This window comes from Janthinobacterium sp. SUN211, from assembly GCF_030587315.1.
Lineage (GTDB): Bacteria > Pseudomonadota > Gammaproteobacteria > Burkholderiales > Burkholderiaceae_D > Janthinobacterium > Janthinobacterium kumbetense.
On the sequence record NZ_JAPWIC010000001.1, the window covers coordinates 808,289 to 829,812 of the forward strand.

21 protein-coding genes are annotated in these 21,524 nt (G+C 62.2%); 13 read left to right on the forward strand and 8 right to left on the reverse strand.

What is annotated here, in order from left to right; translation table 11 throughout:
* Positions 1–13: 13 nt before the first annotated feature.
* The 4 genes from O3301_RS03455 to O3301_RS03470 form a co-directional block, all read right to left on the reverse strand.
* Positions 14–442 (reverse strand): GNAT family N-acetyltransferase, encoded by a 429-nt coding sequence (locus tag O3301_RS03455; protein ID WP_305055550.1) that lies wholly within the window; start codon positions 440–442, stop codon positions 14–16.
* Between the two features lie 60 nt (positions 443–502).
* Positions 503–1,504 carry an NADP-dependent oxidoreductase gene (locus tag O3301_RS03460; protein WP_369812166.1) on the reverse strand — a complete coding sequence of 334 codons (1,002 nt, stop codon included), beginning with the start codon at positions 1,502–1,504 and terminating at the stop codon, positions 503–505.
* A 64-nt stretch (positions 1,505–1,568) separates the two neighbouring features.
* A complete protein-coding gene (locus tag O3301_RS03465; RefSeq protein WP_289897829.1) occupies positions 1,569–1,871 on the reverse strand; it encodes a Dabb family protein in 303 nt (100 codons plus the stop codon).
* Between the two features lie 125 nt (positions 1,872–1,996).
* Positions 1,997–3,175: an acetyl-CoA C-acyltransferase gene (locus O3301_RS03470; RefSeq protein WP_289914701.1), complete on the reverse strand. Its 1,179-nt coding sequence runs from the start codon at positions 3,173–3,175 to the stop codon at positions 1,997–1,999.
* A gap of 233 nt (positions 3,176–3,408) precedes the next feature.
* Here O3301_RS03470 and O3301_RS03475 point away from each other — a divergent pair, with 233 nt between their 5' ends.
* Entirely contained in the window at positions 3,409–5,109 is a 1,701-nt protein-coding gene (locus tag O3301_RS03475; protein ID WP_289904891.1) for an MFS transporter, read from the forward strand.
* A 96-nt stretch (positions 5,110–5,205) separates the two neighbouring features.
* On the opposite strand, the gene O3301_RS03480 is transcribed toward O3301_RS03475, so the two are convergent.
* Positions 5,206–5,406 carry a hypothetical protein gene (locus O3301_RS03480; protein ID WP_077404762.1) on the reverse strand — a complete coding sequence of 67 codons (201 nt, stop codon included), beginning with the start codon at positions 5,404–5,406 and terminating at the stop codon, positions 5,206–5,208.
* 193 nt (positions 5,407–5,599) lie between these two features.
* Between O3301_RS03480 and O3301_RS03485 the strand changes: the two genes are divergently transcribed.
* Positions 5,600–6,349, forward strand: coding sequence for a nucleotidyltransferase domain-containing protein (locus O3301_RS03485; protein ID WP_305055551.1), 750 nt, complete (start codon positions 5,600–5,602; stop codon positions 6,347–6,349).
* Here O3301_RS03485 and O3301_RS03490 read toward each other — a convergent pair.
* Complete coding sequence (locus tag O3301_RS03490) at positions 6,346–7,251, reverse strand: LysR family transcriptional regulator (protein WP_305055552.1); 906 nt, start codon at positions 7,249–7,251, stop codon at positions 6,346–6,348. The genes O3301_RS03485 and O3301_RS03490 overlap by 4 nt on opposite strands.
* A gap of 97 nt (positions 7,252–7,348) precedes the next feature.
* On the opposite strand from O3301_RS03490, the gene O3301_RS03495 reads away from it, so the two are divergent.
* The 3 genes from O3301_RS03495 (at position 7,349) to O3301_RS03505 (ending at position 9,098) form a co-directional block, all read left to right on the forward strand.
* Complete coding sequence (locus tag O3301_RS03495) at positions 7,349–7,642, forward strand: DUF2798 domain-containing protein (protein WP_305055553.1); 294 nt, start codon at positions 7,349–7,351, stop codon at positions 7,640–7,642.
* A 101-nt stretch (positions 7,643–7,743) separates the two neighbouring features.
* On the forward strand, positions 7,744–8,142 hold the full coding sequence (locus O3301_RS03500; RefSeq protein ID WP_099667886.1) for a VOC family protein: 399 nt from the start codon (positions 7,744–7,746) through the stop codon (positions 8,140–8,142).
* Between the two features lie 107 nt (positions 8,143–8,249).
* Complete coding sequence (locus O3301_RS03505) at positions 8,250–9,098, forward strand: alpha/beta fold hydrolase (RefSeq protein WP_305055554.1); 849 nt, start codon at positions 8,250–8,252, stop codon at positions 9,096–9,098.
* A gap of 45 nt (positions 9,099–9,143) precedes the next feature.
* Here O3301_RS03505 and O3301_RS03510 read toward each other — a convergent pair whose 3' ends face one another.
* Complete coding sequence (locus O3301_RS03510) at positions 9,144–11,231, reverse strand: 3-hydroxyacyl-CoA dehydrogenase NAD-binding domain-containing protein (RefSeq protein ID WP_305055555.1); 2,088 nt, start codon at positions 11,229–11,231, stop codon at positions 9,144–9,146.
* A gap of 627 nt (positions 11,232–11,858) precedes the next feature.
* On the opposite strand from O3301_RS03510, the gene O3301_RS03515 reads away from it, so the two are divergent.
* From O3301_RS03515 to O3301_RS03530, 4 genes are read left to right on the forward strand one after another with little or no spacing between them, the layout of a single operon-like run.
* A complete protein-coding gene (locus tag O3301_RS03515; protein ID WP_251348618.1) occupies positions 11,859–13,859 on the forward strand; it encodes a PAS domain-containing methyl-accepting chemotaxis protein in 2,001 nt (666 codons plus the stop codon).
* 3 nt (positions 13,860–13,862) lie between these two features.
* Positions 13,863–14,687 (forward strand): protein-glutamate O-methyltransferase CheR, encoded by an 825-nt coding sequence (locus O3301_RS03520; RefSeq protein ID WP_305055556.1) that lies wholly within the window; start codon positions 13,863–13,865, stop codon positions 14,685–14,687.
* Positions 14,684–15,208 (forward strand): chemotaxis protein CheD, encoded by a 525-nt coding sequence (locus O3301_RS03525; RefSeq protein WP_305055557.1) that lies wholly within the window; start codon positions 14,684–14,686, stop codon positions 15,206–15,208. Before O3301_RS03520 ends, O3301_RS03525 begins: the two co-directional genes overlap by 4 nt.
* A complete protein-coding gene (locus O3301_RS03530; RefSeq protein ID WP_305055558.1) occupies positions 15,195–16,721 on the forward strand; it encodes a chemotaxis protein CheW in 1,527 nt (508 codons plus the stop codon). The genes O3301_RS03525 and O3301_RS03530 overlap by 14 nt, the downstream gene beginning before the upstream one ends.
* 6 nt (positions 16,722–16,727) lie before the next feature.
* On the opposite strand, the gene O3301_RS03535 is transcribed toward O3301_RS03530, so the two are convergent.
* Entirely contained in the window at positions 16,728–18,380 is a 1,653-nt protein-coding gene (locus tag O3301_RS03535) for a 3-(methylthio)propionyl-CoA ligase (protein ID WP_285817010.1), read from the reverse strand.
* A 225-nt stretch (positions 18,381–18,605) separates the two neighbouring features.
* Between O3301_RS03535 and O3301_RS03540 the strand changes: the two genes are divergently transcribed.
* From O3301_RS03540 to O3301_RS03555, 4 genes are all read left to right on the forward strand, one after another.
* Entirely contained in the window at positions 18,606–20,084 is a 1,479-nt protein-coding gene (locus O3301_RS03540; RefSeq protein WP_369812172.1) for a YdiU family protein, read from the forward strand.
* Between the two features lie 9 nt (positions 20,085–20,093).
* The gene (msrB, locus tag O3301_RS03545) at positions 20,094–20,495 is read left to right on the forward strand and encodes a peptide-methionine (R)-S-oxide reductase MsrB (protein ID WP_034756083.1); all 402 of its coding nucleotides are present in this window, start codon (positions 20,094–20,096) and stop codon (positions 20,493–20,495) included.
* 75 nt (positions 20,496–20,570) lie between these two features.
* On the forward strand, positions 20,571–21,200 hold the full coding sequence (locus O3301_RS03550; protein WP_099411909.1) for a septation protein A: 630 nt from the start codon (positions 20,571–20,573) through the stop codon (positions 21,198–21,200).
* Positions 21,197–21,499: a BolA family transcriptional regulator gene (locus O3301_RS03555; RefSeq protein ID WP_251348613.1), complete on the forward strand. Its 303-nt coding sequence runs from the start codon at positions 21,197–21,199 to the stop codon at positions 21,497–21,499. Before O3301_RS03550 ends, O3301_RS03555 begins: the two co-directional genes overlap by 4 nt.
* Positions 21,500–21,524: the final 25 nt, after the last annotated feature.

Here is a 21,524-nt window from a genome sequence, read left to right on the forward strand (position 1 = left end):
CCTGCTTGATTAATCAGGCAAACTGCAGGCGCATTTCCACATGCGCAATCCCCGCCTCTTCAAATTGTTCCCCCTGCTGCACGAAACCGTGGCGCGCATAGAATGGCGCGGCCACGGTTTGCGCGTTCAGCACCACGGCGGCATCGCCCCGTTCGCGGGCTTTCTCCATCAGCAAGGTCAGAATGGCGCCGCCCACGCCCGTGCCGCGGCCCGGCTGGCGCACGGCCATGCGGCCGATGTGGCCGTCAGGCAATAAGCGGCCCGTGCCGATGGCATTGCCGGCATCGTCGTAGGCCACGGCGTGCAGGCAGACGGCGTCCATGTCGTCGAGTTCGATCTCGGCCGGCACTTTTTGTTCATCGACGAAAACTTCAAAACGGATGGCGGTGGCGTCAGGGCCCAGGGTGGCCCAGTCGCCGAGGCGGATGGTGTGCTTGGTCATGGTGTAATGTAGAAAGAGACAGGCCGCAATTGTCGCACGACCTGCCTTTTCAAAGACAGATCAGCTGAGCTTGACCAGCTGCTTGCCGAAGTTGCGCCCTTTTAAGAGGCCGATGAACGCTTCCGGCGCGCTGGCCAGGCCGTCAGCCACGGATTCGCGGAATTTCAGCTTGCCCGTCGCCACCAGCGTGCCCAGTTCACTCAAGCCTTGCGGCCAGAATTCCGGCTGCTCGGAAACGATGAAGCCGCGCACGGTGAGGCGGTTGGTGAGGATCAGGCGCGCATTGTCGAGCGGCGTCGGTTCGCCGTTGTAGCCGGCGATCCAGCCGCACACGGCGATCCGGCCAAACGCGTTGGTGCGCGCCAGGGCCGCATCGAAGATGGCGCCGCCGACGTTTTCAAAGATGGCGTCGATGCCGTCCGGCGTGGCCGCAGCCAGGTCGGCCTCCAAGTTGCCCGCCTTGTAGTCGACGCAGGCGTCGAAACCCAGCTCATTCACCACATACGCGCACTTGTCCGCGCCGCCGGCGATGCCGACCACGCGGCAGCCTTTCAGTTTCGCCAACTGACCCACGACGCTGCCCACGGCGCCGCTGGCCGCCGACACGACCACCGTTTCGCCCGCTTTCGGCGCCATGATCTGGTTCAAGCCATACCACGCCGTCATGCCCGGCATGCCGACGGAACCCAGGTAGGCGGAAGCGGGAATGTGCGTCGTGTCGACCTTGCGCAGCATGGTGCCGTCCGATACGGCCACTTCCGTCCAGCCCAGAGTGCCCACGACGGTGTCGCCTGCGGCAAACTTCGGATGCTTCGATTCCAGCACCACGCCCACCGTGCCGCCTATCATGGTTTCATCGAGCGCCTGCGGCGCCGCATAGCTTTTATTGCCGCTCATGCGTCCGCGCATATAGGGGTCGAGCGACAGGTACTGGTTGCGCACCAGCAATTGACCATCCTGGATGGCGGGAATGTCTTTAGTTTCCAGGCGGAAATGTGCCGTCTGCACTTCCTCATTGGAGGCGGGGCGCGAGGCGAGGACGATGCGTTGGTAGGTGGTCATGATGCTCCTGTCAATAAAGTGAGAGAGTTACATGCTGATGAACAAGGTGTCTGCTGCGTAAAGACTAGATCTCATAATCCATACATTGTCTGGCTTCCCGCACGGCGCCAAAGAATGGCTTGATTTTCACGTGCTCGGGGTGGTTCTGGTAAGCGTCGAGCGCCTCGCGGCTGGCAAATTCGCTGTACAGCACGATGTCGTAGGTCGCTTCCAGGCCAGGCTGGGCCACGGCTGCCTCGAATTTCAAGATGCCCGGCACCAGGTCCGAGCAGGAATCGAGCAGGGCTTTCAGTTTCAATGCATTGGTGGCGCGGTCGGCGCCTTCGGCGTGGTCTTTGAGTTTCCAGAAAACGATGTGCTTGATCATGGCGGCAGGCTGCTTGTTTATTAATGAAGCATTACTGTAACCGCTATCGGCGCGTCTTGCAGGAACAGGGCGCGAAATGCAAACGGGCGGCCCTGGAAGCCGCCCGCAGACTAGGTTTACCTATATCACAGCACTTCGAACAGCCCGGCCGCGCCCTGCCCGCCGCCGATGCACATGGTCACCACCACGTATTTGACGCCACGGCGCTTGCCTTCGATCAAGGCGTGGCCCGTCAGGCGGGCGCCCGACACGCCGTACGGGTGGCCGACGGCAATCGCGCCGCCGTTCACGTTCAGGCGGTCCATGGGAATGCCCAGGGTGTCGGCGCAGTACAGCACTTGCACGGCGAACGCTTCATTAAGTTCCCACAAGCCGATGTCAGCTACAGTCAAGCCCGCCTTTTTCAGCAGTTTCGGGATGGCAAACACGGGGCCGATGCCCATTTCATCGGGTTCGCAGCCGGCCACGGCAAAGCCGCGGAAGATGCCCAGCGGCTGCAAGCCTTTCGCTTCGGCCACTTTCGCATTCATGACGATGGCCATCGAGGCGCCATCGGAAAACTGGCTGGCGTTGCCGGCGCTGATGACGCCGCCCGGAATGGCCGGGCGGATCTTCGCCACGCCATCGTACGTCGTGTCCGCGCGGATGCCTTCGTCTGCCGAGATCGTCACTTCGCGCGACACCAGCATGCCGCTGGCCTTGTCGGCCACGCCCATGATGGTGGTCATCGGCACGATTTCCGCATCGAACAGGCCGGCAGCCAGGGCCGCGGCGGCGCGCTGCTGGCTTTGCGCGCCGTAGGCATCCTGGCGTTCGCGCGAAATCTGGTAGCGCTTGGCCACGGTCTCGGCCGTCTGCAGCATGGGCCAATACACTTCCGGCTTGTGCTGCTGCAGCCAGACGTCGCGGTACATATGCGTATTCATCTCGTTTTGCACACAGGAAATCGATTCCACGCCGCCCGCCGCATAGATATCGCCTTCGCCGGCGATGATGCGCTGCGCCGCCAGGGCGATGGCCTGCAAGCCCGAGGAACAAAAACGGTTGACGGTCATGCCGGCCGTCGTGACGGGGCAGCCGCCGCGCAAGGCCACCTGGCGCGCGATGTTGCCGCCCGTGGCGCCTTCGGGAAAGGCGCAGCCGACCAGCACGTCTTCCACTTCCTCCGCCTCGATGCGCGCGCGCTCGACGGCGGCCGCCAGCACATGGCCGCCCAGGGTGGCGCCATGCGTCATGTTGAACGCGCCCTTCCAGGACTTGGCCAGGCCCGTGCGGGCGGTCGATACGATGACGGCTTCATTCATGCTGTGTCTCCTTGTGGGAATGTTATATGGTCGGGTGGTATATCTGCGGAATCAGAATAGCACATTTAAGTACGGTCGTTCGCAAAGTTGAAAGGAATGGCAATTTGTAAGCTTGCTGTAAGTTTCAAGCAAGCATGACGTAAGGTTCGGAGAACACACTCGCCTCCAGCTGTTGCAAGAATGGTCAAAAAGACCGCGGCAATGGTTCACTATAAAACATAGGGAGACAAACCATGGCATCACCATCCGGCTCTGCCGACGTACGGAAAATTTCCACCAAAGGAACGCCGATTACGCCAGAGGAACGCAAGGTCATCTTTGCATCCTCCTTGGGCACCGTCTTTGAATGGTACGATTTTTACCTGTACGGTTCGCTGGCATCGATCATCGCCAAGCAATTCTTCATCGGCGACCCCACCACCACCTTCATCTTCGCGCTGCTGGCCTTTGCCGCCGGCTTCATCGTGCGTCCGTTCGGCGCGCTGGTCTTCGGCCGCCTGGGCGACATGATCGGCCGCAAGTACACTTTCCTGATCACCATTCTGATCATGGGCGGCTCCACCTTCATCGTCGGCTTGCTGCCGGGCCATGCGTCCATCGGCATCGCCGCACCGATCATCCTCGTCATCCTGCGCATCCTGCAAGGCCTGGCGCTGGGCGGCGAATACGGCGGCGCAGCCACCTACGTGGCCGAGCATGCGCCTGAAGGCAAGCGCGGCGCGTTCACGGCGTGGATACAGACGACGGCAACCCTGGGCTTCTTCCTGTCGCTGATGGTCATCCTGGGCACCCGCCTGGCCACCGGCGAGAAGGATTTCGAGGCGTGGGGCTGGCGCATTCCCTTCCTCGTCTCCGTCATCCTGCTGGGTATTTCCGTATGGATCCGCCTGGCCATGAATGAATCGCCGGCGTTTGCCAAGATGAAGGCCGAGGGCAAGACCTCGAAAGCCCCGCTGACGGAAGCGTTCGGCAAGTGGAAGAACCTGAAGATCGTCATCCTGGCCCTGATCGGCTTGACCGCCGGCCAGGCAGTCGTGTGGTACACGGGCCAGTTCTACGCCCTGTTCTTCATGATCCAGACCCTGAAGGTGGACCTGGCAACGGCCAACGTGCTCGTCGCCGTCGCCCTGCTGCTGGCCACGCCGTTCTTCCTGTTCTTCGGCAGCCTGTCCGACCGCATCGGCCGCAAGTACATCATCCTCGGCGGCTGCCTGATCGCCGCGGCCACCTACTTCCCGATCTTCAACGGCCTGACCCACTTCGCCAACCCGCAGCTGGAAGCGGCACTGAAGAACTCGCCAGTGGTGGTGGTCGCCGATCCGGCTTCCTGCCACTTCCAGTTCAACATGACGGGTACCAAGAAGTTCCCATCGTCGTGCGACATCGCCACGGGCTTCCTGTCGAACAGCTCGGTGAATTACACGAAGGAAGACGCGCCGGCCGGCAGCATCGCCAAGGTGCGCATCGGTACGAAGGAATTTAGCTCGTTCAACGCCGTCATGACGGCCGACGGCCTGAACTTCGATGCGGACAGCAAGGCCCACGAAGCGGCGCTGAAGAAAGAACTGGGCGCCGGCATCAAGGAAGCGGGCTACCCTGCGAAAGCGGATCCGGACCAGATCAACAAGCCGATGGTCGTCTTGCTGCTGTTCATCCTGGTGCTGTACGTGACCATGGTGTATGGCCCGATCGCCGCCATGCTGGTGGAAATGTTCCCGACGCGTATACGTTACACCTCGATGTCCCTGCCCTACCATATCGGTAACGGCTGGTTCGGCGGCTTGCTGCCGACCACGGCCTTCGCGCTGGTGGCCTTCAAGGGCGACATTTATTATGGCCTGTGGTATCCGATCGTCGTCGCCCTGGCGACTGTCGTGATCGGCACCCTGTTCGTCAAGGAAACCAAGGACAACAATATCTACGCCGACGATTAAATGGATGCCAGCCCCGGCCGCAAGACCGGGGTCTGCAAAGCAAAACGCCGCTGACTGGTCAGCGGCGTTTTTTATGTGGCGTATATGGCGGCAGGCTTACTTGTCGTTTTTCTTTTTCAGCTGGTCGCGCTGCTGCACGTATTCTTGGTAGCTGGTCTGGTTGCGCTTGCGGCAGGCGTTGCGGTCGTCAAAATTATTGAGGCTGTTGCAATACTCGCCGATCTTGTCCCGGTTTGCGTCATACAGTACTTCACAGCCAGTAATGGCCAGCAAGAAGGGAATGATCAGATATTTCATTGCTACTCTCATGGATAGGGACGGGATTGCGCGAAAAACACCAGATTGCCCACTGGATAAGCGGGCAGCTTTATCTTAACGCGATCCTGGCGAAAAGTACAAGCGCTCGGTATTACTTATTAGAAAGGATTACCTGTCCGCGCGCCACTGCATGCTATGGTGGAAGTTTCTCCCACCGGACTCGTCCCCAGGCATGCCGACCATCGCCCCCGCCCCCTGCGGCCCGCTGCAGCAGCATTTCGACGCCTTGCTGCAAGACGTCTGCGCCAGCCTGGCTGCGCACGCCGGTTACTTGCTGGACGGCATATACCTGTACGGCAGCATCGCCCGCGGCGATGCCACGCCAAGCGTGTCCGACCTCGACCTGACCCTGGTGCTGCGCCAGCCGCCCACGCCGCCGCAAGCCGACGGGCTGGAAGCGCTGCGCCTGGCCCTGCAGGCACGCCACCGGGAAGTACTGAAAATCGATTTCGATATCGGCCACCGGGCCCAGGTGCTGGCGCCGGAGCACCTGTACAGCTGGGGCTACTGGCTCAAGCACCAGTGCCGCTGCCTGTGGGGCGAGGACCTGGCGCCGCACTTTGCGCCGTTCGCACCCTCGCGCGCCATCGCCCTGGCCGTGAATGGCGACTTTGCCCGCGTGCTGGACGATTATGCGCGGCGCCTCGATGACGAGCGCGACCCTGCCGCCATCGCCCGCCTGCAGCGCGAAGCGTCGCGCAAGCTGATCCGTTCCTGCAACCTGCTGCGCCAGGATGGCGATCCCGGCTGGCCCGCCAGCCTGGACGAGCATGTCGCGCTGTTGCTGCGCCGCTATCCCGCCATGCAGGCGCAAACGGCCTATTTTCTTGCCCAGGCGAGGCCCGGCGCCGCGCCGGCCAGCGGCTTTGCGTCGGCGCTGCGCCAGTTCACGCAGTGGCTGGCGCAGCAACAGGCGGACTAGACGCCGGCCTCGTCGTTCAACAGCGGATTGCCGGCCGCAAACGACGCCAGGTGTTCGAGCAACACGCGCACGCGGGCCGGCAGGTAGCGCCGCTGCGTCCACACGGCGTACACGTGGCGCGGCTGCGGCATCCAGTCGGGCAGCACGCGCACCAGGCTGCCACTGGCCACTTCATCGCGGCATTGCAGAAGCGGACACAGCAGGATGCCGATGCCCGCGTCGGCCATTTCCACGGCCAGGCGCATCTCGTTCACGCGCAGGCGCGCCTGCGGTTCGATCACCATTTCGGCGCCGTTGCCGGGCCGCCGCAAGCGCCAGGTGCGCAGCGGTTCGGCCACGATCAGCTCATGCTTTTCCAGTTCCTGCAAATCGCGCGGCACGCCGGCGCGCGCCAGGTAGCCGGGCGCGGCCACCATCACCAGCGCGGCGCTGCCCAGGCGGCGCTGCATCAGCGAGGAATCGTCGAGCGAGCCCACGCGGATGGCCAGGTCGGCGCCGCTGCCCACCAGGTCTTGCAGCAGGTTCGACAGTTCCAGCTCCAGGCGGATGTCCGGGTACTTCTGCATGAAGCTGACCCAGGCCGGCGTCAGCAAACCGCTGGCGAAGTTGACGGGCGCCAGCACGCGGATGCTGCCCGAGACGGCCGACAGGCTGGCGTCGAGCTGCTGCGTGGCTTGCCTCAGGGCATGGACCAGGGGACGGCACTGCTCGTAGTATTGCCAGCCTTCCGCCGTCGGCTGCAGGCGGCGCGCGCTGCGGTTGAGCAAGCGGTAACCGAGCTGGCTTTCCAGCTTTTGCAGCCGGCGCGTGACGGTGGCGGCGGGCAAGTCTTCCTTGACGGCCGCCGCATGCAGGCTGCCCGCCTCGACAATGGAAACAAACAGGGCTAAATCATCGAGCATGATTGCATTTTCGGAATTTGAAATTAAAAATATGGCTCTAGTATAGATTGCTGCAAGTTGTTACGCTGCCCTTTCCTTACCATTTTGAAAGTGTCCCATGTCCGAAGCCCTGCGTTTGCGTTGCGTATTTGCCTTCCTGATGTCGCTGGTCATGACCCTGCTGATGAGCGCCTGGGTCACCTGGCTCAATATCGGCCTGCAGGCGGACTTCCTACCCCGCTGGCGCCACGCGTTCTTTGCCGCCTGGCCCGTGGCCTTCTGCGCCGTGATGCTGTTCGCGCCCCGCGTGCAAGTCATCAGCCGCAATATCGTCACCCGGCTGGCGCGCCCGGCGCCGACCTGCCCCGCCTGCGCGGCCGATGGGCCATGTGCGTGCGCCCGCCGCCCTTAACCGGCAGTCGGCCACCGGCAGTATCACTCGGTCACTCCCGCCCACGGCCGCCCTGATCCGGGCTATGCTATGGCCGTCCTTGTTTTTACTGCGGAGTGACCATGCTCGACCACGTTTCCCTCACCGTCAGCGACCTGGAACGCGCCGAGCGCTTCTACGACGCCATCTTCGCCGCGCTCGGCGTGCCCAAGGTGGGCAGCGACCATGCCAATGCGTGGATAGGCTATGGCGAGCGCAGCGATGCCGAACACCCCGAACGCAGCTATTTTTCCGTGCGGCTGGGCCCCGCGCCCGGCGACGCGCCGCGCCGCCATTGCTGCTTCAAGGCCCCCTCGCGCGCGGCCGTGGAAGCGTTCTGGCACGCGGGGCTGGCGCAGGGCGGCATCGACCTGGGCGCGCCCGGCTTGCGCCACTATCACGCCAGCTATTACGCGGCCTTTTTGTTCGATCCTGACGGCAACCGCATCGAAGCCGTCTGCCACCGCGCCGACGCCGGCTGACAGGACGGGAAATCCACCTCTGTTCGGCATTTCCACTTCGTGACGATTTGCCTATAATGGCTGGCACGCCATACCGGTCCCCGGTCCCTGCACCAAGAAGGAGATTCATGCATCATCTATTCGTCGGCCGCCCCGCGCGCACCATGCTCCTCTCCAGCGCCGGCTTGCTGCTGGCAGGCTGTTTTTCCGGCTGCTCTCTGTTGCCATCGACCCCGGTCATGCCCGGCGTGCCGGCTACCGCCGCCCTGCCCGACGCCAGCATCGCCTACACCGTGAGCGGCCAGGGCGGCGTGCCCGTCGTGTTCCAGTCGGCCATGGGCGACGGCAAGGATGTGTGGGCCAAGGTGGCGCCCGAAGTGGCCAGACAGCACCGCGTGCTCGTGTACGACCGTCCCGGCTACGGCGACAGCAAGAAAACCACCACGCCGCGCGACCCGTGCACCATCGCTGCCCAGCAGCGCGCCCTGCTGGCGCAAGCTGGCCTGAAACCGCCGTATGTGCTGGTCGGCCATGGCTTGGGCGGGCTGTACCAGTATGTGTATGCGAAGCTGTACCCGCAGGACGTGGCCGGCCTGGTCTTGCTCGATCCCACGCACCCGCAGCAATGGAACCGCCTGCAGACGGACGCATCCACCTACGCCATGCTCGTCAAGACGCGGCGCAAGCTGATGTTCAACAGTACGGAATCGGCCGAATTTGATGCCCAGACGCAATGTCTGCAGCACGTCGACATGGGCAGCCCGCTGCGCGTGCCCGCCATGCTGCTGGTGCGCGACAAGTTCGGCATCGAGGAAATGGGCTCGTTTGAAAACGTGGTGCGGGCCCAGGAAAAGGATTGGCAGCGCCTGTCCGGCGCGCCGGCCATCGAGCGCATCACGGGCGCCGGCTACTACATCCAGAAGGACAACCCCGTCATCGTCAACGAGGCGGTCAAGATGGTGGCGAAGAAGAAATAAAAAAAGGGCAGAGAAATCTGCCCTTTGTCATTCAACAACCCAACATCAACTATTGAAGCCCTTGCCTTCGCCCGCCAGCTTCACCAGCAGGGGCGCCGGCGTCCACGCTTCGCCGTGGCGGCCTTTCGCATAGCCGGCGATCGTGTCGAGCACGTTCGGCAAGCCGACCGTGTCCGCGTAGAACATCGGGCCGCCGCGGAACAGCGGGAAGCCGTAGCCCGTCAGATACACCATGTCGATGTCCGAGGCGCGCAGGGCGATGCCCTCTTCCAGGATGCGCGCGCCTTCGTTGACGAGCGCATACACGAGGCGCTCGACGATTTCCTGGTCGCTGATCTTGCGCCGCGCCACGCCGATGTCGGCGGAATGCTGGACTATCATGGCGTTGACCTGTTCCGAGGCGTAAGCCTTGCGGTCGCCCGGCTTGTAGTCGTACCAGCCGGCGCCCGTCTTCTGACCATAGCGCCCCAGTTCGCACAGCAGATCGGCCGTCTTCGAATACGTCACTTCCGGTTTTTCCACATAGCGGCGCTTGCGGATGGCCCAGCCGATGTCGTTGCCGGCCAGGTCGCCCATGCGGAACGGACCCATGGCAAAGCCGAATTTCTCGACGGCCTTGTCGACCTGCTCCGGCAGGCAGCCTTCTTCCAGCAGGAAACCGGCTTGGCGGCTGTATTGCTCGATCATGCGGTTGCCGATGAAACCGTCGCACACGCCGGAAACGACGCCCGTCTTTTTCAGCTTTTTCGACAGCGCCAGCGCCGTGGCCAGCACATCCTTGCCCGTTTCCTTGCCGCGGACGATTTCCAGCAGCTTCATGACGTTCGCCGGGCTGAAGAAATGCGTGCCGACCACGTCTTGCGGGCGTTGGGTGAACGCGGCGATCTTGTCCAGGTCCAGGGTCGAGGTGTTCGAGGCGAGGATGGCGCCCGGCTTCATGACGGCGTCGAGCTGCCTGAACACGGTTTCCTTGACGCCCAGTTCCTCGAAGACGGCTTCGATGACGATGTCCGCCTGCGCGATATCGGCATACGCCAACGTACCGCTGACCAAGGCGATGCGCTGCTCGGCCTTGTCCTGCGTCAATTTGCCCTTCTTGACCGTGTTTTCATAATTCTTGCGGATGGTGGCCAGGCCCTTGTCCAGCGCTTCCTGCTTCGTTTCCAGCAAGGTCACGGGGATGCCCGCGTTGGCGAAATTCATGGCGATGCCGCCGCCCATGGTGCCGGCGCCGACAATCGCCGCGCTGGCGATGGCGCGCACGGGCGTGTCGGCCGGCACGTCGGGCACCTTACTGGCGACCCGCTCGGCAAAGAAGGCGTGGCGCAGGGCTTTCGACTCGGGCGACTGCACCAGCTGCATGAACAGTTCGCGCTCGTACTTCAAGCCCTCGTCGAATTTCATCGTCACGGCGGCCGCCACGGCATCGACGCATTTCAGCGGTGCGGGGAACGGGCCGGACATGGCTTTCACGGTATTGCGCGAAAATTGCAGGAACGCTTCGTGGTTCGGGTAGTCAACCTTGCGCTCGCGCACTTTCGGCAGCGGGCGCACGTCACCCACTTTCGTGGCAAAGGCCACGGCGGCGGCCAGCAAGTCCGCGCCGGGCGCGATGACTTCGTCGAACAGGGCCGTGCCGGCCAGTTTTTCGGACGCTACGGGCGTGCCCGAGACGATCATGTTCAAGGCCATTTCCAGGCCCAGCACGCGCGGCAGGCGCTGCGTGCCGCCCGCGCCCGGCAAGATGCCGAGTTTGACTTCCGGCAAGGCCATCTGCGCGCCAGGCGCGGCCACGCGGTAGTTGCAGCCCAGCGCCAGCTCCAGGCCGCCGCCCATGCAGACGCTGTGGATGGCTGCCACCACGGGCTTGGTCGATTGCTCGACGACGTTGATCAGGGTGTGCAGCGTTGGTTCCGTGAGCGCCTTGGGCGAATTGAATTCCTTGATATCGGCGCCGCCCGAAAAGGCCTTGCCGGCGCCCGTGATGACGATGGCTTTGACGGCGTCGTCCGCCAGCGCCTGGCGGATGCCGGCCACGGCGGCCGTACGCGTCGCCAGGCCCAGGCCGTTGACGGGCGGGTTGGCCAGGGTAATGACGGCAACGGCGCCGTTCACTTGATATTCAGCACTCATGTCTCTTCCTTGTTGGTCTATAGGTTTTTGCTTGGCGATGAGGTGGTTGCAAGGGATGAAGCTGCACTATACCGCATAAAAGAACGCTCGTATTATTTTTGTCGTGCGCGCGCAGGCGCCAGCATGGTACGCCATGGTACAACATCATTTGCGGAAAGATTCTGCTGCATGCAGCAAGTTTCAGTAGAAGCTATCACTTGGATATTCATTTAAATAATAAAAGCACAATAATAATAACGCCGTTTTATTATGTAAGAAAATGCGTTTGTTATATGCCGGCATGGGCCAATTGCGACAGTTTTTACATTATTTATTCCCGCCCCTTGTTTTTCGCCAGATGCTGGGGAATAATAAAATTGTTGATACAAATCAATACTCTACAATTTATCTACAATAAGGCATACCGCAGGAAAAACACTGGCGGCCGTTCTGCGCGCACATTCTCACCGATTATCACCAGATGTCGACCGCGGCAATAACATTGCTGCCTTTTATGGATAGCAGTAAAAGTAATCGCAGCGGCATTATCGTTCCCATTCCTCTTCTCACCCCGAAGGAAATACTATGGACGCAGCCAGCCATGTCAGCCACTCCCAGGATCTGGACTTACAAGCGATAAATACTGCATTGAACCGTGTCCAGGCCGTGATCGAATTCGAACTCGACGGCACCATCCTGCATGCGAACGACAATTTCCTGCGCGTCGTCGGCTATACCCTGGCGGAAGTGCAAGGCAAGCACCATGCCATCTTCTGCGACCCCGAGTATGTCAAGACGGATGAATACAGCAACTTCTGGGCTAAGCTGGGACGTGGCGAGTTCGACCATGGCGAATACAAGCGCCGCGCCAAGGATGGGCGCGAAGTGTGGATCAACGCATCCTACAACCCCATCCTCGACGCGGACGGCAAGCCGTATAAAGTCATCAAGTTTGCCACCGACATCACGGCCACCAAGCGCCGCAACGCCGATTACGAAGGCAAGATCGACGCCATCAGCAAGGCCCAGGCCGTGATCGAATTCCGGCTCGACGGCACCATCCTCGACGCCAACGACAATTTCCTCAAGTCCGTCGGCTACACGCTCGACGAGATCAAGGGCAAGCATCACCGCATGTTTTGCCTGCCCGACTACGCCAACAGCGACGACTATGCGCAGTTCTGGCACAAGCTGGGGCAAGGCCAGTTCGACGCGGGCGAATACAAGCGCGTCACCAAGGACGGCCGCGAAATCTGGCTCAATGCCTCGTACAACCCCATTTTCGATACGGAAGGACGGCCCTTCAAGGTGGTCAAGTTCGCCAGCGACGTCACGGCCCTGAAAAAGCGCAACGCCGAGTACGAAGGCAAGGTCAGCGCCATCGGCAAGGCGCAGGCCGTGATCGAATTCGACATGCAGGGCAATGTGCTCGATGCGAACGACAATTTCCTCGCCGTCATGGACTATGACTTGAGCGATATCAAGGGCGAGCACCACCGCATGTTTTGCGAGCCCGAGTATGCGAGCAGCGCCGAGTACAAGAAATTCTGGCAAAAGCTCAACCGCGGCGAATTCGACGCGGGCCGCTACAAGCGCCTGGGCAACCATGGCAAGGTGGTGTGGATACAAGCCACCTACAACCCCATCCTGGACCTCAACGGCAAGCCGTATAAGGTGGTCAAGTTCGCCATTGACATCAGCGAACAGGTAAACCTGGAAAACAGCATCCAGTCCAAGGCCGCCAACGACAGCCGCAAGGTCAATGCCCTGCTCGAGTCGGTGGCGCGCGCGGCGCAAGGCGACCTGACCTGCAATATCGTGCCCGAGGGCGACGAGCCGATCGACCTGCTGGCCGGCGGCATCAGCAAGATGATCATCGACTTGCGCGGCGTGATCGGCAACGTGGTATCGGCGGCGAACGGCTTTGCCGACGCCTCGCACGCGATCGCCGAACGGGCGACGGGCGTGGCTGTGGGCACGCAGGCGCTGGGCGCCACGGTGGAAGAAATGAACGCCTCCATCGACGGCCTGACCTTTTCCATCAATTCCATCGCGGAAAACACCTCGAACGCCGATTACCTGGCGAAAGCCACGCAGCAGGAAGCGGAAGCGGGCGCGCGCGCCGTCGCCAAGTCGATCGAGGCGATGGACTTGATCAACCGCTCGTCGGAAGACATCGGCGAAATCGTCAAGGTGATCAGCGAAATCGCCAACCAGACCAACATGCTGGCCTTCAATGCGGCCATCGAGGCGGCCCGCGCGGGCGAGCACGGCCTGGGCTTTTCCGTCGTCGCCGACGAGGTGCGCAAGCTGGCCGAGCGCTCTTCGCAGGCGACCAAGGAAATTTCCAAGCTGATCAACGAATCCGTCAAGCGTGTCTCGACGGGCAGCGAAATCTCCCGCCAGGCCAGCGACGCCTTCGACAAGATCGTCTCGGGCGTGGCGAAGACCACCCTGGCCATCTCGGACATCTCGAAGGCGGCCAACGAGCAGCTGCTGACGGCGCGCGAAGTGTCCACGGCGATCCAGTACATTGCCGAGGAAACGGAAAAGTCGGCCGCCAACTGCGACAGCATCGCCCGCTCGACGGATGGCTTGAACGAGCGCGCGGGCAGCCTGAACCAGACTGTCTCCGGCTTCGTGGTGTAGGCCATGAGCCACGCGGCCACCTTGACGCCCGAGGTGCTGACGACCCTGATCGCGCTGGTGCGCCAGCATACGGGCATCGCCATGACGGCGCGCAAGAGCGTCTTGCTGGAACGGCGCTTGCAGCCACGGCTGCAGGCGCTGTCCCTGCACAGCTACCAGGCGTACCTGGACCGCGTGGCCAGCGACCGCGACGAGGTGGCCCATTTCATCGACCTGGTGACCACCAACGACACCCTGTTCTTCCGCACGCCGTCCATCTGGGATTACTTCCGCGACCGCTACCTGCCCGCCTGGGCGCGCGCGCATCCGGACGGCTGCCTCGCCATCTGGTCGGCGGCCGCCGCCAGCGGCGAGGAACTGTATTCGATCGCCATGCTGTGCGAGCAATTCAAGCAGCAGGCGCCCGCCTTCCGCTACCAGATCCTGGCCAGCGACATTTCGCAGCAGATCCTGGGCGCGGCGCGGGCCGGCCAGTACAGCGGCCGCTCCGTCGAGCGCATCCGCCTGTCGCATCCTGACTTGCTGCGCAAATATTTCACGCCCGCGCCGTACGGCGTCAAGGTCAACGAGGAATTGCGCCAGCACGTCAGCTTTGCCCAGCATAATCTGCTGGAAGCGCTGCGCCCGGCCCAGCGCTTCGACCTGGTCTTCCTGCGCAATGTGCTCATTTATTTCGACGCCGAGCACCAGGAAACCGTGCTGCGCCAGGCACGCCTGAGCCTGAAGGACGAGGGCCGGCTGATCCTGGGCGAGTCGGAAACCATCGCCCGCCTCGGCACCGGCTATCAATTCGAGTTTCCCATGATTTATAAGGCGGGTACCGCATGAGCATCATCATCGAGCATAACTTGCCGCTGCAACATGTTGGCATGGGGCAACTCAGCGTGGGCACGCAGGGCGAGCAGCTGCAAGCCTTGCTCGGCTCCTGCATCGGCATCGGCTTCATCTGGAAGAATGGCCCGTGCTGCGGCCTGGCCCACTGCCTGCTGCCGGAAGCGCCCGGCGTCGAGCCGAGCCTGGGCGCGCGCTATGTGAGCCAGGCCGTGCCCTCGCTGCTGCGCCTGATGGGCGTGCGCCAGGCCGATTACGCCGATATCGAAGTGGTGCTGGCGGGCGGCGCCAGCATGTTTGGCCCGCGCAACGGGCGCTTGCAAGTGGGCCGGCAAAACGCGGAAGCGGCGCAAAAATACCTGGACCAGTGCGGCTTGCACGTCAGTTTTTGCGCGCTGGGCGGCCGCCACGGGCGCCAGTTGCTGATCGATTGCGCCCGGCACAGCTATGCCGTCACCGATGTGGTGGCGCAACCCGAATTGATTCCACGCAAGGAAGGCGCATATGGATATGCATGAAGCAACGGGCTTGCAAGCGCAGGGGGCCAGCGACACGGCCACCGAACTGTTCGGTTCCTTCCACCTGGGCGACGATGAATTCGCCCTGCCCGCCAGCTGCATCCGCGAGGTCGTCAATTACCCCGCCAAAGTCACCGCCCTGCCCCTGTCGCCCGCCTACCTGGAAGGCATGTTCACCTTGCGCGGCAGCGTCATTCCGGTGGTCAACCTGGGCCGCTTGTTCCGCGCCGACGCGCCGCGCGCCGTGGCCACGGACAAGATCGCCATCCTCGATTTCCAGCAAGTACTGATCGGCATCGTTTTCCAGGATACGGGCGAAATCCTGCGCGTGCCCGCCAGCGCCCGCAGCGCCCTGCAGTATGCGGCCGGCGACAGCCACGCCGTCATCGCCGGCACGATCCTGCAGGATGGCGGCGCGCGCCTGCTGCAGGTACTCGACCCGCACGCCCTGCTGCGCATCGAAAACGTGCCCCATGTGCTGGCCCTGCAGGCGACAGGTGCCAGGCTCAGCACGTCCCGCTACCACGCGCAAAGCGAACGCCGGCAGTGCGTCAGCTTCCATGCGGCGGGCGCCACGTTTGCCTTCGAAATGCTGGCCATCCAGGAAATCATCCGGGTGCCGGAACTGCACAGTTCCCTGCTGAACAGCGAACTGTGCCTGGGGCGCATGCATTTTCGCGGCAGCCAGGTGGCCGTCGTCGATTTCGGCGCCCTGCTGCAGGCGGGCGAACCGGGCAAGGCAGCCACCGGCGACCAGCGCATCATCGTCGTGCGCCTGGAGGACACGACCGTGGGCTTCCTCGTCGACTCCGTCGACAGCATCGTGCATTTCTTTGGCGACGAAGTGCTGCCGATTCCCCTGCTGAGCAAGGCGCGCGCCGCCATGTTTGCCGGCTGCATCACGAAAGAAGGCCTGGGCGACATCATTTTCCTGGACCATAAGGAAATCCTGTCGCAGGCGGAGATCGTCGAGATGCGCGACGGCCACGCGCGCCTGTACCCCAGCGACCCGGAAACGGCCACCGCCGCCACGCGCAAGGCGCAGCGCCGCGTCTACATCACGTTTACGGTGGAAACCCGCTTCGCCGTGGAAATCGGGCAAGTGCGCGAAATCATCGATTTCAGCGGCGCCATCACCACGCCGCCGGGCATGCCAGCCTGCATGCGCGGCATGCTGAATTTACGCCAGCAAATGATCAGCATCATCGACTTGCGCCAGCTGTATGCGATGCCGGCCTTGCCGGACGCCAGCGCGGGCAAGATTCTGATCGTGGAACGGGGTGACGAGCGCTACGGTTTTCTCGTCGACCATGTCGATAACATCATGACGATATCCGACAGCCAGCGCTTTGCGGCACCGCAAATCATCCGCACGGGAGAGCATGACGACTTGCGCAGCGAAATGGATGAAATGATCGATATCGGCACGGATGCGCAGCGCCAGACCCTGTCCGTCTTCCAGTGCGATCATTTGCTGGAAAAACTGGGGTCGGCGCTGCCGCAGGCGGCCTAGGCTGCTTTACATGCCCGGCAGCTTGTGCCCCTTGAACTGCTCGCGCAGCTTGTTTTTCTGGATCTTGCCCGTGGCGCCCATGGGCAAGGCGTCGATGAACAGCACGTCGTCCGGCGTCCACCACTTGGCGATCTTGCCTTCGAAAAATTGCAGTAACGCATCGCGCGTGACCGTCATGCCGGGACGCAGCACCACCACGAGCACGGGGCGCTCGTCCCATTTCGGGTGGAACACGCCGATGCAGGCCGCCTGCAGCACGGCCGGGTGCGCCATGGCCAGGTTTTCCAGGTCGATGGTGCCGATCCACTCGCCGCCCGACTTGATCACGTCCTTGCTGCGGTCCGTGATCTGCATGTAGCCGTCCCCGTCGATGGTAGCCACGTCGCCCGTGGGGAACCAGCCATCCTGCAGCACCTCGCCGCCCTCGTTCTTGTAGTACGAGGAAATGATCCACGGCCCTTTCACCAGCAAATGCCCGTAGGCCACGCCATCCCACGGCAATTCCTTGCCATCGTCGTCGACGATCTTCATGTCCACGCCATAAATCGCATGGCCCTGCTTTTGCAGGATCTTGCGCTGCTCCTCCTTCGGCAAGTCCAGGTGCTTGGTCTGCAAACCGCCGGCCGTGCCCAGCGGCGACATTTCCGTCATGCCCCAGGCGTGGATGACCTCGATGTCGAACTTGTCGATCAGGGTATCCATCATGGCGGGCGGGCACGCGGCGCCGCCGATCACCGTGCGGCGGAAGGTGGAAAACTGCAAGTTATTCTGCAAGGCGTGATTGAGCAAGCCCAGCCAGACGGTGGGCACGCCGGCCGAGAACGTCACCTTTTCCGCCTCGAACAGTTCGTACAGCGACTTGCCATCGAGCGCCGCGCCGGGAAACACCATGCGCGCGCCGGACAGGGGCACGGAATACGGCAAACCCCACGCGTTCACGTGGAACATGGGCACGACGGGCAACACGGTGTCCGAAGCGCGCACGTTCAGGGCGCTGGGCATGGCCGACGCATACGCGTGCAGCACGGTCGAGCGGTGCGAATACAGGGCGCCCTTGGGGTTGCCCGTCGTGCCCGACGTGTAGCACAGGGTGGCGGCTGCATTTTCGTCGAACAGGGGCCAGGCGTAATCGTCGGAATGCGTGGCGATCAAATCTTCATAGCACAGCAGGTCGGGAATCGTGCTGCTGGCGGGCATGCGGTCGCGGTCGCACATCAGCACGAAGTGACGGACAAAGGTGCAGTCGGCGGCGATTTTCTCCACCACGGGCAAGAAGGTCAAATCGAACAGCAAGACCTGGTCTTCGGCATGGTTCGAGATGTAGGCGATCTGGTCGGGGAACAGGCGCGGATTGATGGTGTGCAGCACGGCGCCCGAGCCGGACACGGCATAATAGGCTTCCAAGTGGCGGTAGCCATTCCAGGCCAGGGTGGCGACCCGGTCGCCCATGCCGACGCCGAGGCCATGCAAGGCGTTCGCCAGGCGCCGCGCGCGCTGGTGGCAATCGCGGTAGGTGTAGCGGTGCATATCGCCCTCCACCCGCCGCGAAATGATTTCGCTGCCTCCATAATGACGCGCTGCAAACTCGATAATGCTGGAAATCAGCAGGGGCTGATTCATCATCTGGCCCATCACTGGGCTCAAGGGAAATGCCGACATCGTGTCTCCTGGGTGGATACTCGGTTATTGTTGGAATTTAAAGATTTTCCTTAGTTTCGTACGGTCGTGCGGAAATCGTCAACGCATTTCGATATTGCATTGCAGCATGGAATTTTCGATTCCGTTTTTTGCCGCATTGGCCCCCATTTCCGCGCCCGCCACGCGGCTTGGCGCCGTGCGGTAAAATCGCCTTCCAGGCTGGCGCACCTTGCCGGTCCCTCTTATCTGACTGGAATTGCCATCACCGCTCATACCTTACCACTGGATAACGCCTTTGCGGCCTTGCCGCCCGCGTTCTATACGCGCTTGATGCCCACGCCCCTGCCCGCCCCGTATTTCGTGGCCGCCAGCGCGCCGGCCGCCAGCCTGGTCGGCCTCGATGCCGCGCGCCTGGCCGGGCCCGATTACGTGGAGCTGCTGAGCGGCAACACGGTTGCCGAGCGCTCGATTCCCCTGTCGGCCGTGTATTCGGGCCACCAGTTCGGCGTCTGGGCCGGCCAACTGGGCGACGGCCGCGCCATCTTGCTGGGCGATATCGCCACCGAACACGGCCCGATGGAGTTGCAGCTGAAAGGCGCGGGCGCCACGCCGTATTCGCGCATGGGCGACGGGCGCGCCGTGCTGCGCTCATCCATCCGCGAATTCCTGTGCTCGGAAGCCATGGCGGCGCTGGGCATTCCCACCTCGCGCGCGCTGTCCATCATGGGTTCGCAGCAAGGCATCATGCGCGAAACGGTGGAAACGGCCGCCGTCGTGACGCGCATGGCGCCCAGTTTCGTGCGCTTCGGCTCGTTCGAACACTGGTTTTACCGCAAGAAGCCGGACGAGCTGAAAATCCTGGCCGATTACGTCATCGACGGTTTTTATCCCCATTTGCGCGCCGCATCAAATCCATATCAAGCCTTGCTGGCCGAAGTGTGCGTGCGCACGGCGCACATGATTGCGCACTGGCAAGCCGTGGGCTTCATGCATGGCGTCATGAACACGGACAATATGTCCATCCTGGGCTTGACGCTCGATTACGGCCCCTTCGGCTTCATGGAAGCGTTTGACGCCGAGCACATCTGCAACCATACGGACCAGCAAGGCCGCTATTCCTACGCCAACCAGCCGCAAGTGGGCCACTGGAACTGCTATGCGCTGGGCCAGGCCCTGCTGCCGCTGATTGGCGAAGTGGAGCTGGCGCAGGCGGCGCTGGACAGCTACCAGCCCGCGTTTGCGGACAAGATGAATGCCTTGCTGCGCGCCAAGCTGGGTTTGCGCACGACGCAGGAAGACGACACGGCCCTGTTCGACAGCATGTTTGCGCTGATGCAAGCCAACCACGTGGATTTCACCAACTTCTTCCGCGCGCTGGCGACCTTGCAGGTGGCGGCTCCCGAACACGACACCGCGCTGCGCGACATGTTCATCGACCGCCCCTCCTTCGATGCGTGGGCGACGACCTACCGCGCGCGCCTGCTGCAGGAAAACAGTATCGATGCCGAGCGCAGTGCAGCCATGAACCAGGTCAACCCGAAATACGTGCTGCGCAACTACCTGGCGCAAGTGGCCATCGAGAAAGCCCAGCAGCACGATTACACGGAAGTGGCGAAATTGCTGGAAGTTTTGCAAAAGCCATTTGACGAACAGCCCGAACACCAGCACTATGCGGCCCTGCCGCCCGACTGGGCCAGCCACCTTGAAGTCAGCTGCTCATCCTAAGGAGTCCTTATGACCACGAATAAAGTCAAGAAAACCGACGCCGAATGGCGCGCCATGCTCGACTCGATGCAATACGAAGTCACGCGCCACGCGGCCACGGAACGGGCCTTCACGGGCAAGTTCTGGGACCACCATGAACACGGCGTCTACACCTGCGTCTGCTGCAACACGCCATTGTTTGCTTCGGACACGAAATTCGACTCCGGCTGCGGCTGGCCCAGCTATTTCCAGGCGCTCGACCCGGCGAATGTCACGGAAATCGTCGACCGCAGCCACGGCATGGTGCGCACGGAAATCGTCTGCGCCGTCTGCGACGCCCACCTGGGCCACGTGTTCCCGGACGGCCCGCCGCCGACCGGCTTGCGCTATTGCATCAATTCGGCTTCCCTGCGCTTCGATCCGCAGCCGTGATGCTGGCAATGGCTTGGGCCTTGCTCCTAAGCCATTCCTAAGATGATTTTAATAAGACCAGTGTAAAGTCTCGCCATGAAATTTCTATTCGACCTCTTCCCCCTGATCGCCTTCTTCACCGCCTTCAAACTGGGCGGCATGTATGAAGCGGCCACGCACGATTTCGTGCAGCAATATCTGTCCGGCTTCGTGTCCGGCGGCCTGATCAAGGCCGACCAGGCGCCGTGGATACTTGCCACCCTCGTCGGCATCGTCGCCACGGCTTGCCAGGTCAGCTATCTGCTGCTGCGCGGGCGCAAGGTGGACGGCATGCTGTGGCTGTCGCTGTTCATCTTTGTCGTGTTCGGCGGCGCCAGCATTTACCTGCATGACGATTTCTTCCTGAAATGGAAGCCGACCCTGATCTACTGGCTGTCCGGCCTGGCCCTCTTGATCGCCCACGTGGGTTTCAAGAAAAACCTGATCCGCAAGACCATGGAAGCGCAAGTGCAATTGCCGGATGCCGTCTGGAACCAGCTGCTGGCCGCCTGGATCATTTTCTTTGGCGCCATCGGCGCACTGAACCTGTTCGTCGCCTTCGTGCTGTACAAGGGCGACATGGCTGCCTGGGTCAGCTTCAAGGCGTTTGGCGCGACGGGCATTTTCTTTGCCTTCATCGTGGCGCAAACCCTGTTCCTGGCCAAACATATCAAGGAAGACGCATGATGCACACCACCACCGAGAATACTTCGCCGGAAACGCGCATGCAGCGCATTCGTACCCGCCTGGAAACGGCACTTTCCCCTCTGGAATGCGTGCTGGAAGACGACTCGGCGCGCCACCGGGGCCATGCGGGCGCCGCCTCGGGCGGCGGCCATTACAATCTACGCATTATTTCTAGTCAATTTGAGGGGCTCAGGCTCGTCATGCGCCATCGACTGGTGTATGATTCCGTGCACGATATGATGCATAATGAGATACATGCATTGGCGATTGTGGCATTGGCGCCGTCCGAGGTAGCATAAGGATGGCGTTTTTGGCGTACCCGGA

What these genes read in the sequence shown, in the direction of transcription:
- msrB (WP_034756083.1), top strand. Translation starts at nt 20,094, where the DNA reads ATGACCACGAATAAAGTCAAGAAAACCGACGCCGAATGGCGCGCCATG.
- O3301_RS03525 (WP_305055557.1), top strand. Translation starts at nt 14,684, where the DNA reads ATGAGCATCATCATCGAGCATAACTTGCCGCTGCAACATGTTGGCATG.
- O3301_RS03480 (WP_077404762.1), bottom strand. Translation starts at nt 5,406, where the DNA reads ATGAAATATCTGATCATTCCCTTCTTGCTGGCCATTACTGGCTGTGAA.
- O3301_RS03530 (WP_305055558.1), top strand. Translation starts at nt 15,195, where the DNA reads ATGGATATGCATGAAGCAACGGGCTTGCAAGCGCAGGGGGCCAGCGAC.
- O3301_RS03495 (WP_305055553.1), top strand. Translation starts at nt 7,349, where the DNA reads ATGTCCGAAGCCCTGCGTTTGCGTTGCGTATTTGCCTTCCTGATGTCG.
- O3301_RS03470 (WP_289914701.1), bottom strand. Translation starts at nt 3,175, where the DNA reads ATGAATGAAGCCGTCATCGTATCGACCGCCCGCACGGGCCTGGCCAAG.
- O3301_RS03535 (WP_285817010.1), bottom strand. Translation starts at nt 18,380, where the DNA reads ATGTCGGCATTTCCCTTGAGCCCAGTGATGGGCCAGATGATGAATCAG.
- O3301_RS03505 (WP_305055554.1), top strand. Translation starts at nt 8,250, where the DNA reads ATGCATCATCTATTCGTCGGCCGCCCCGCGCGCACCATGCTCCTCTCC.
- O3301_RS03550 (WP_099411909.1), top strand. Translation starts at nt 20,571, where the DNA reads ATGAAATTTCTATTCGACCTCTTCCCCCTGATCGCCTTCTTCACCGCC.
- O3301_RS03460 (WP_369812166.1), bottom strand. Translation starts at nt 1,504, where the DNA reads ATGACCACCTACCAACGCATCGTCCTCGCCTCGCGCCCCGCCTCCAAT.
- O3301_RS03485 (WP_305055551.1), top strand. Translation starts at nt 5,600, where the DNA reads ATGCCGACCATCGCCCCCGCCCCCTGCGGCCCGCTGCAGCAGCATTTC.
- O3301_RS03510 (WP_305055555.1), bottom strand. Translation starts at nt 11,231, where the DNA reads ATGAGTGCTGAATATCAAGTGAACGGCGCCGTTGCCGTCATTACCCTG.
- O3301_RS03520 (WP_305055556.1), top strand. Translation starts at nt 13,863, where the DNA reads ATGAGCCACGCGGCCACCTTGACGCCCGAGGTGCTGACGACCCTGATC.
- O3301_RS03455 (WP_305055550.1), bottom strand. Translation starts at nt 442, where the DNA reads ATGACCAAGCACACCATCCGCCTCGGCGACTGGGCCACCCTGGGCCCT.
- O3301_RS03475 (WP_289904891.1), top strand. Translation starts at nt 3,409, where the DNA reads ATGGCATCACCATCCGGCTCTGCCGACGTACGGAAAATTTCCACCAAA.
- O3301_RS03500 (WP_099667886.1), top strand. Translation starts at nt 7,744, where the DNA reads ATGCTCGACCACGTTTCCCTCACCGTCAGCGACCTGGAACGCGCCGAG.
- O3301_RS03465 (WP_289897829.1), bottom strand. Translation starts at nt 1,871, where the DNA reads ATGATCAAGCACATCGTTTTCTGGAAACTCAAAGACCACGCCGAAGGC.
- O3301_RS03490 (WP_305055552.1), bottom strand. Translation starts at nt 7,251, where the DNA reads ATGCTCGATGATTTAGCCCTGTTTGTTTCCATTGTCGAGGCGGGCAGC.
- O3301_RS03555 (WP_251348613.1), top strand. Translation starts at nt 21,197, where the DNA reads ATGATGCACACCACCACCGAGAATACTTCGCCGGAAACGCGCATGCAG.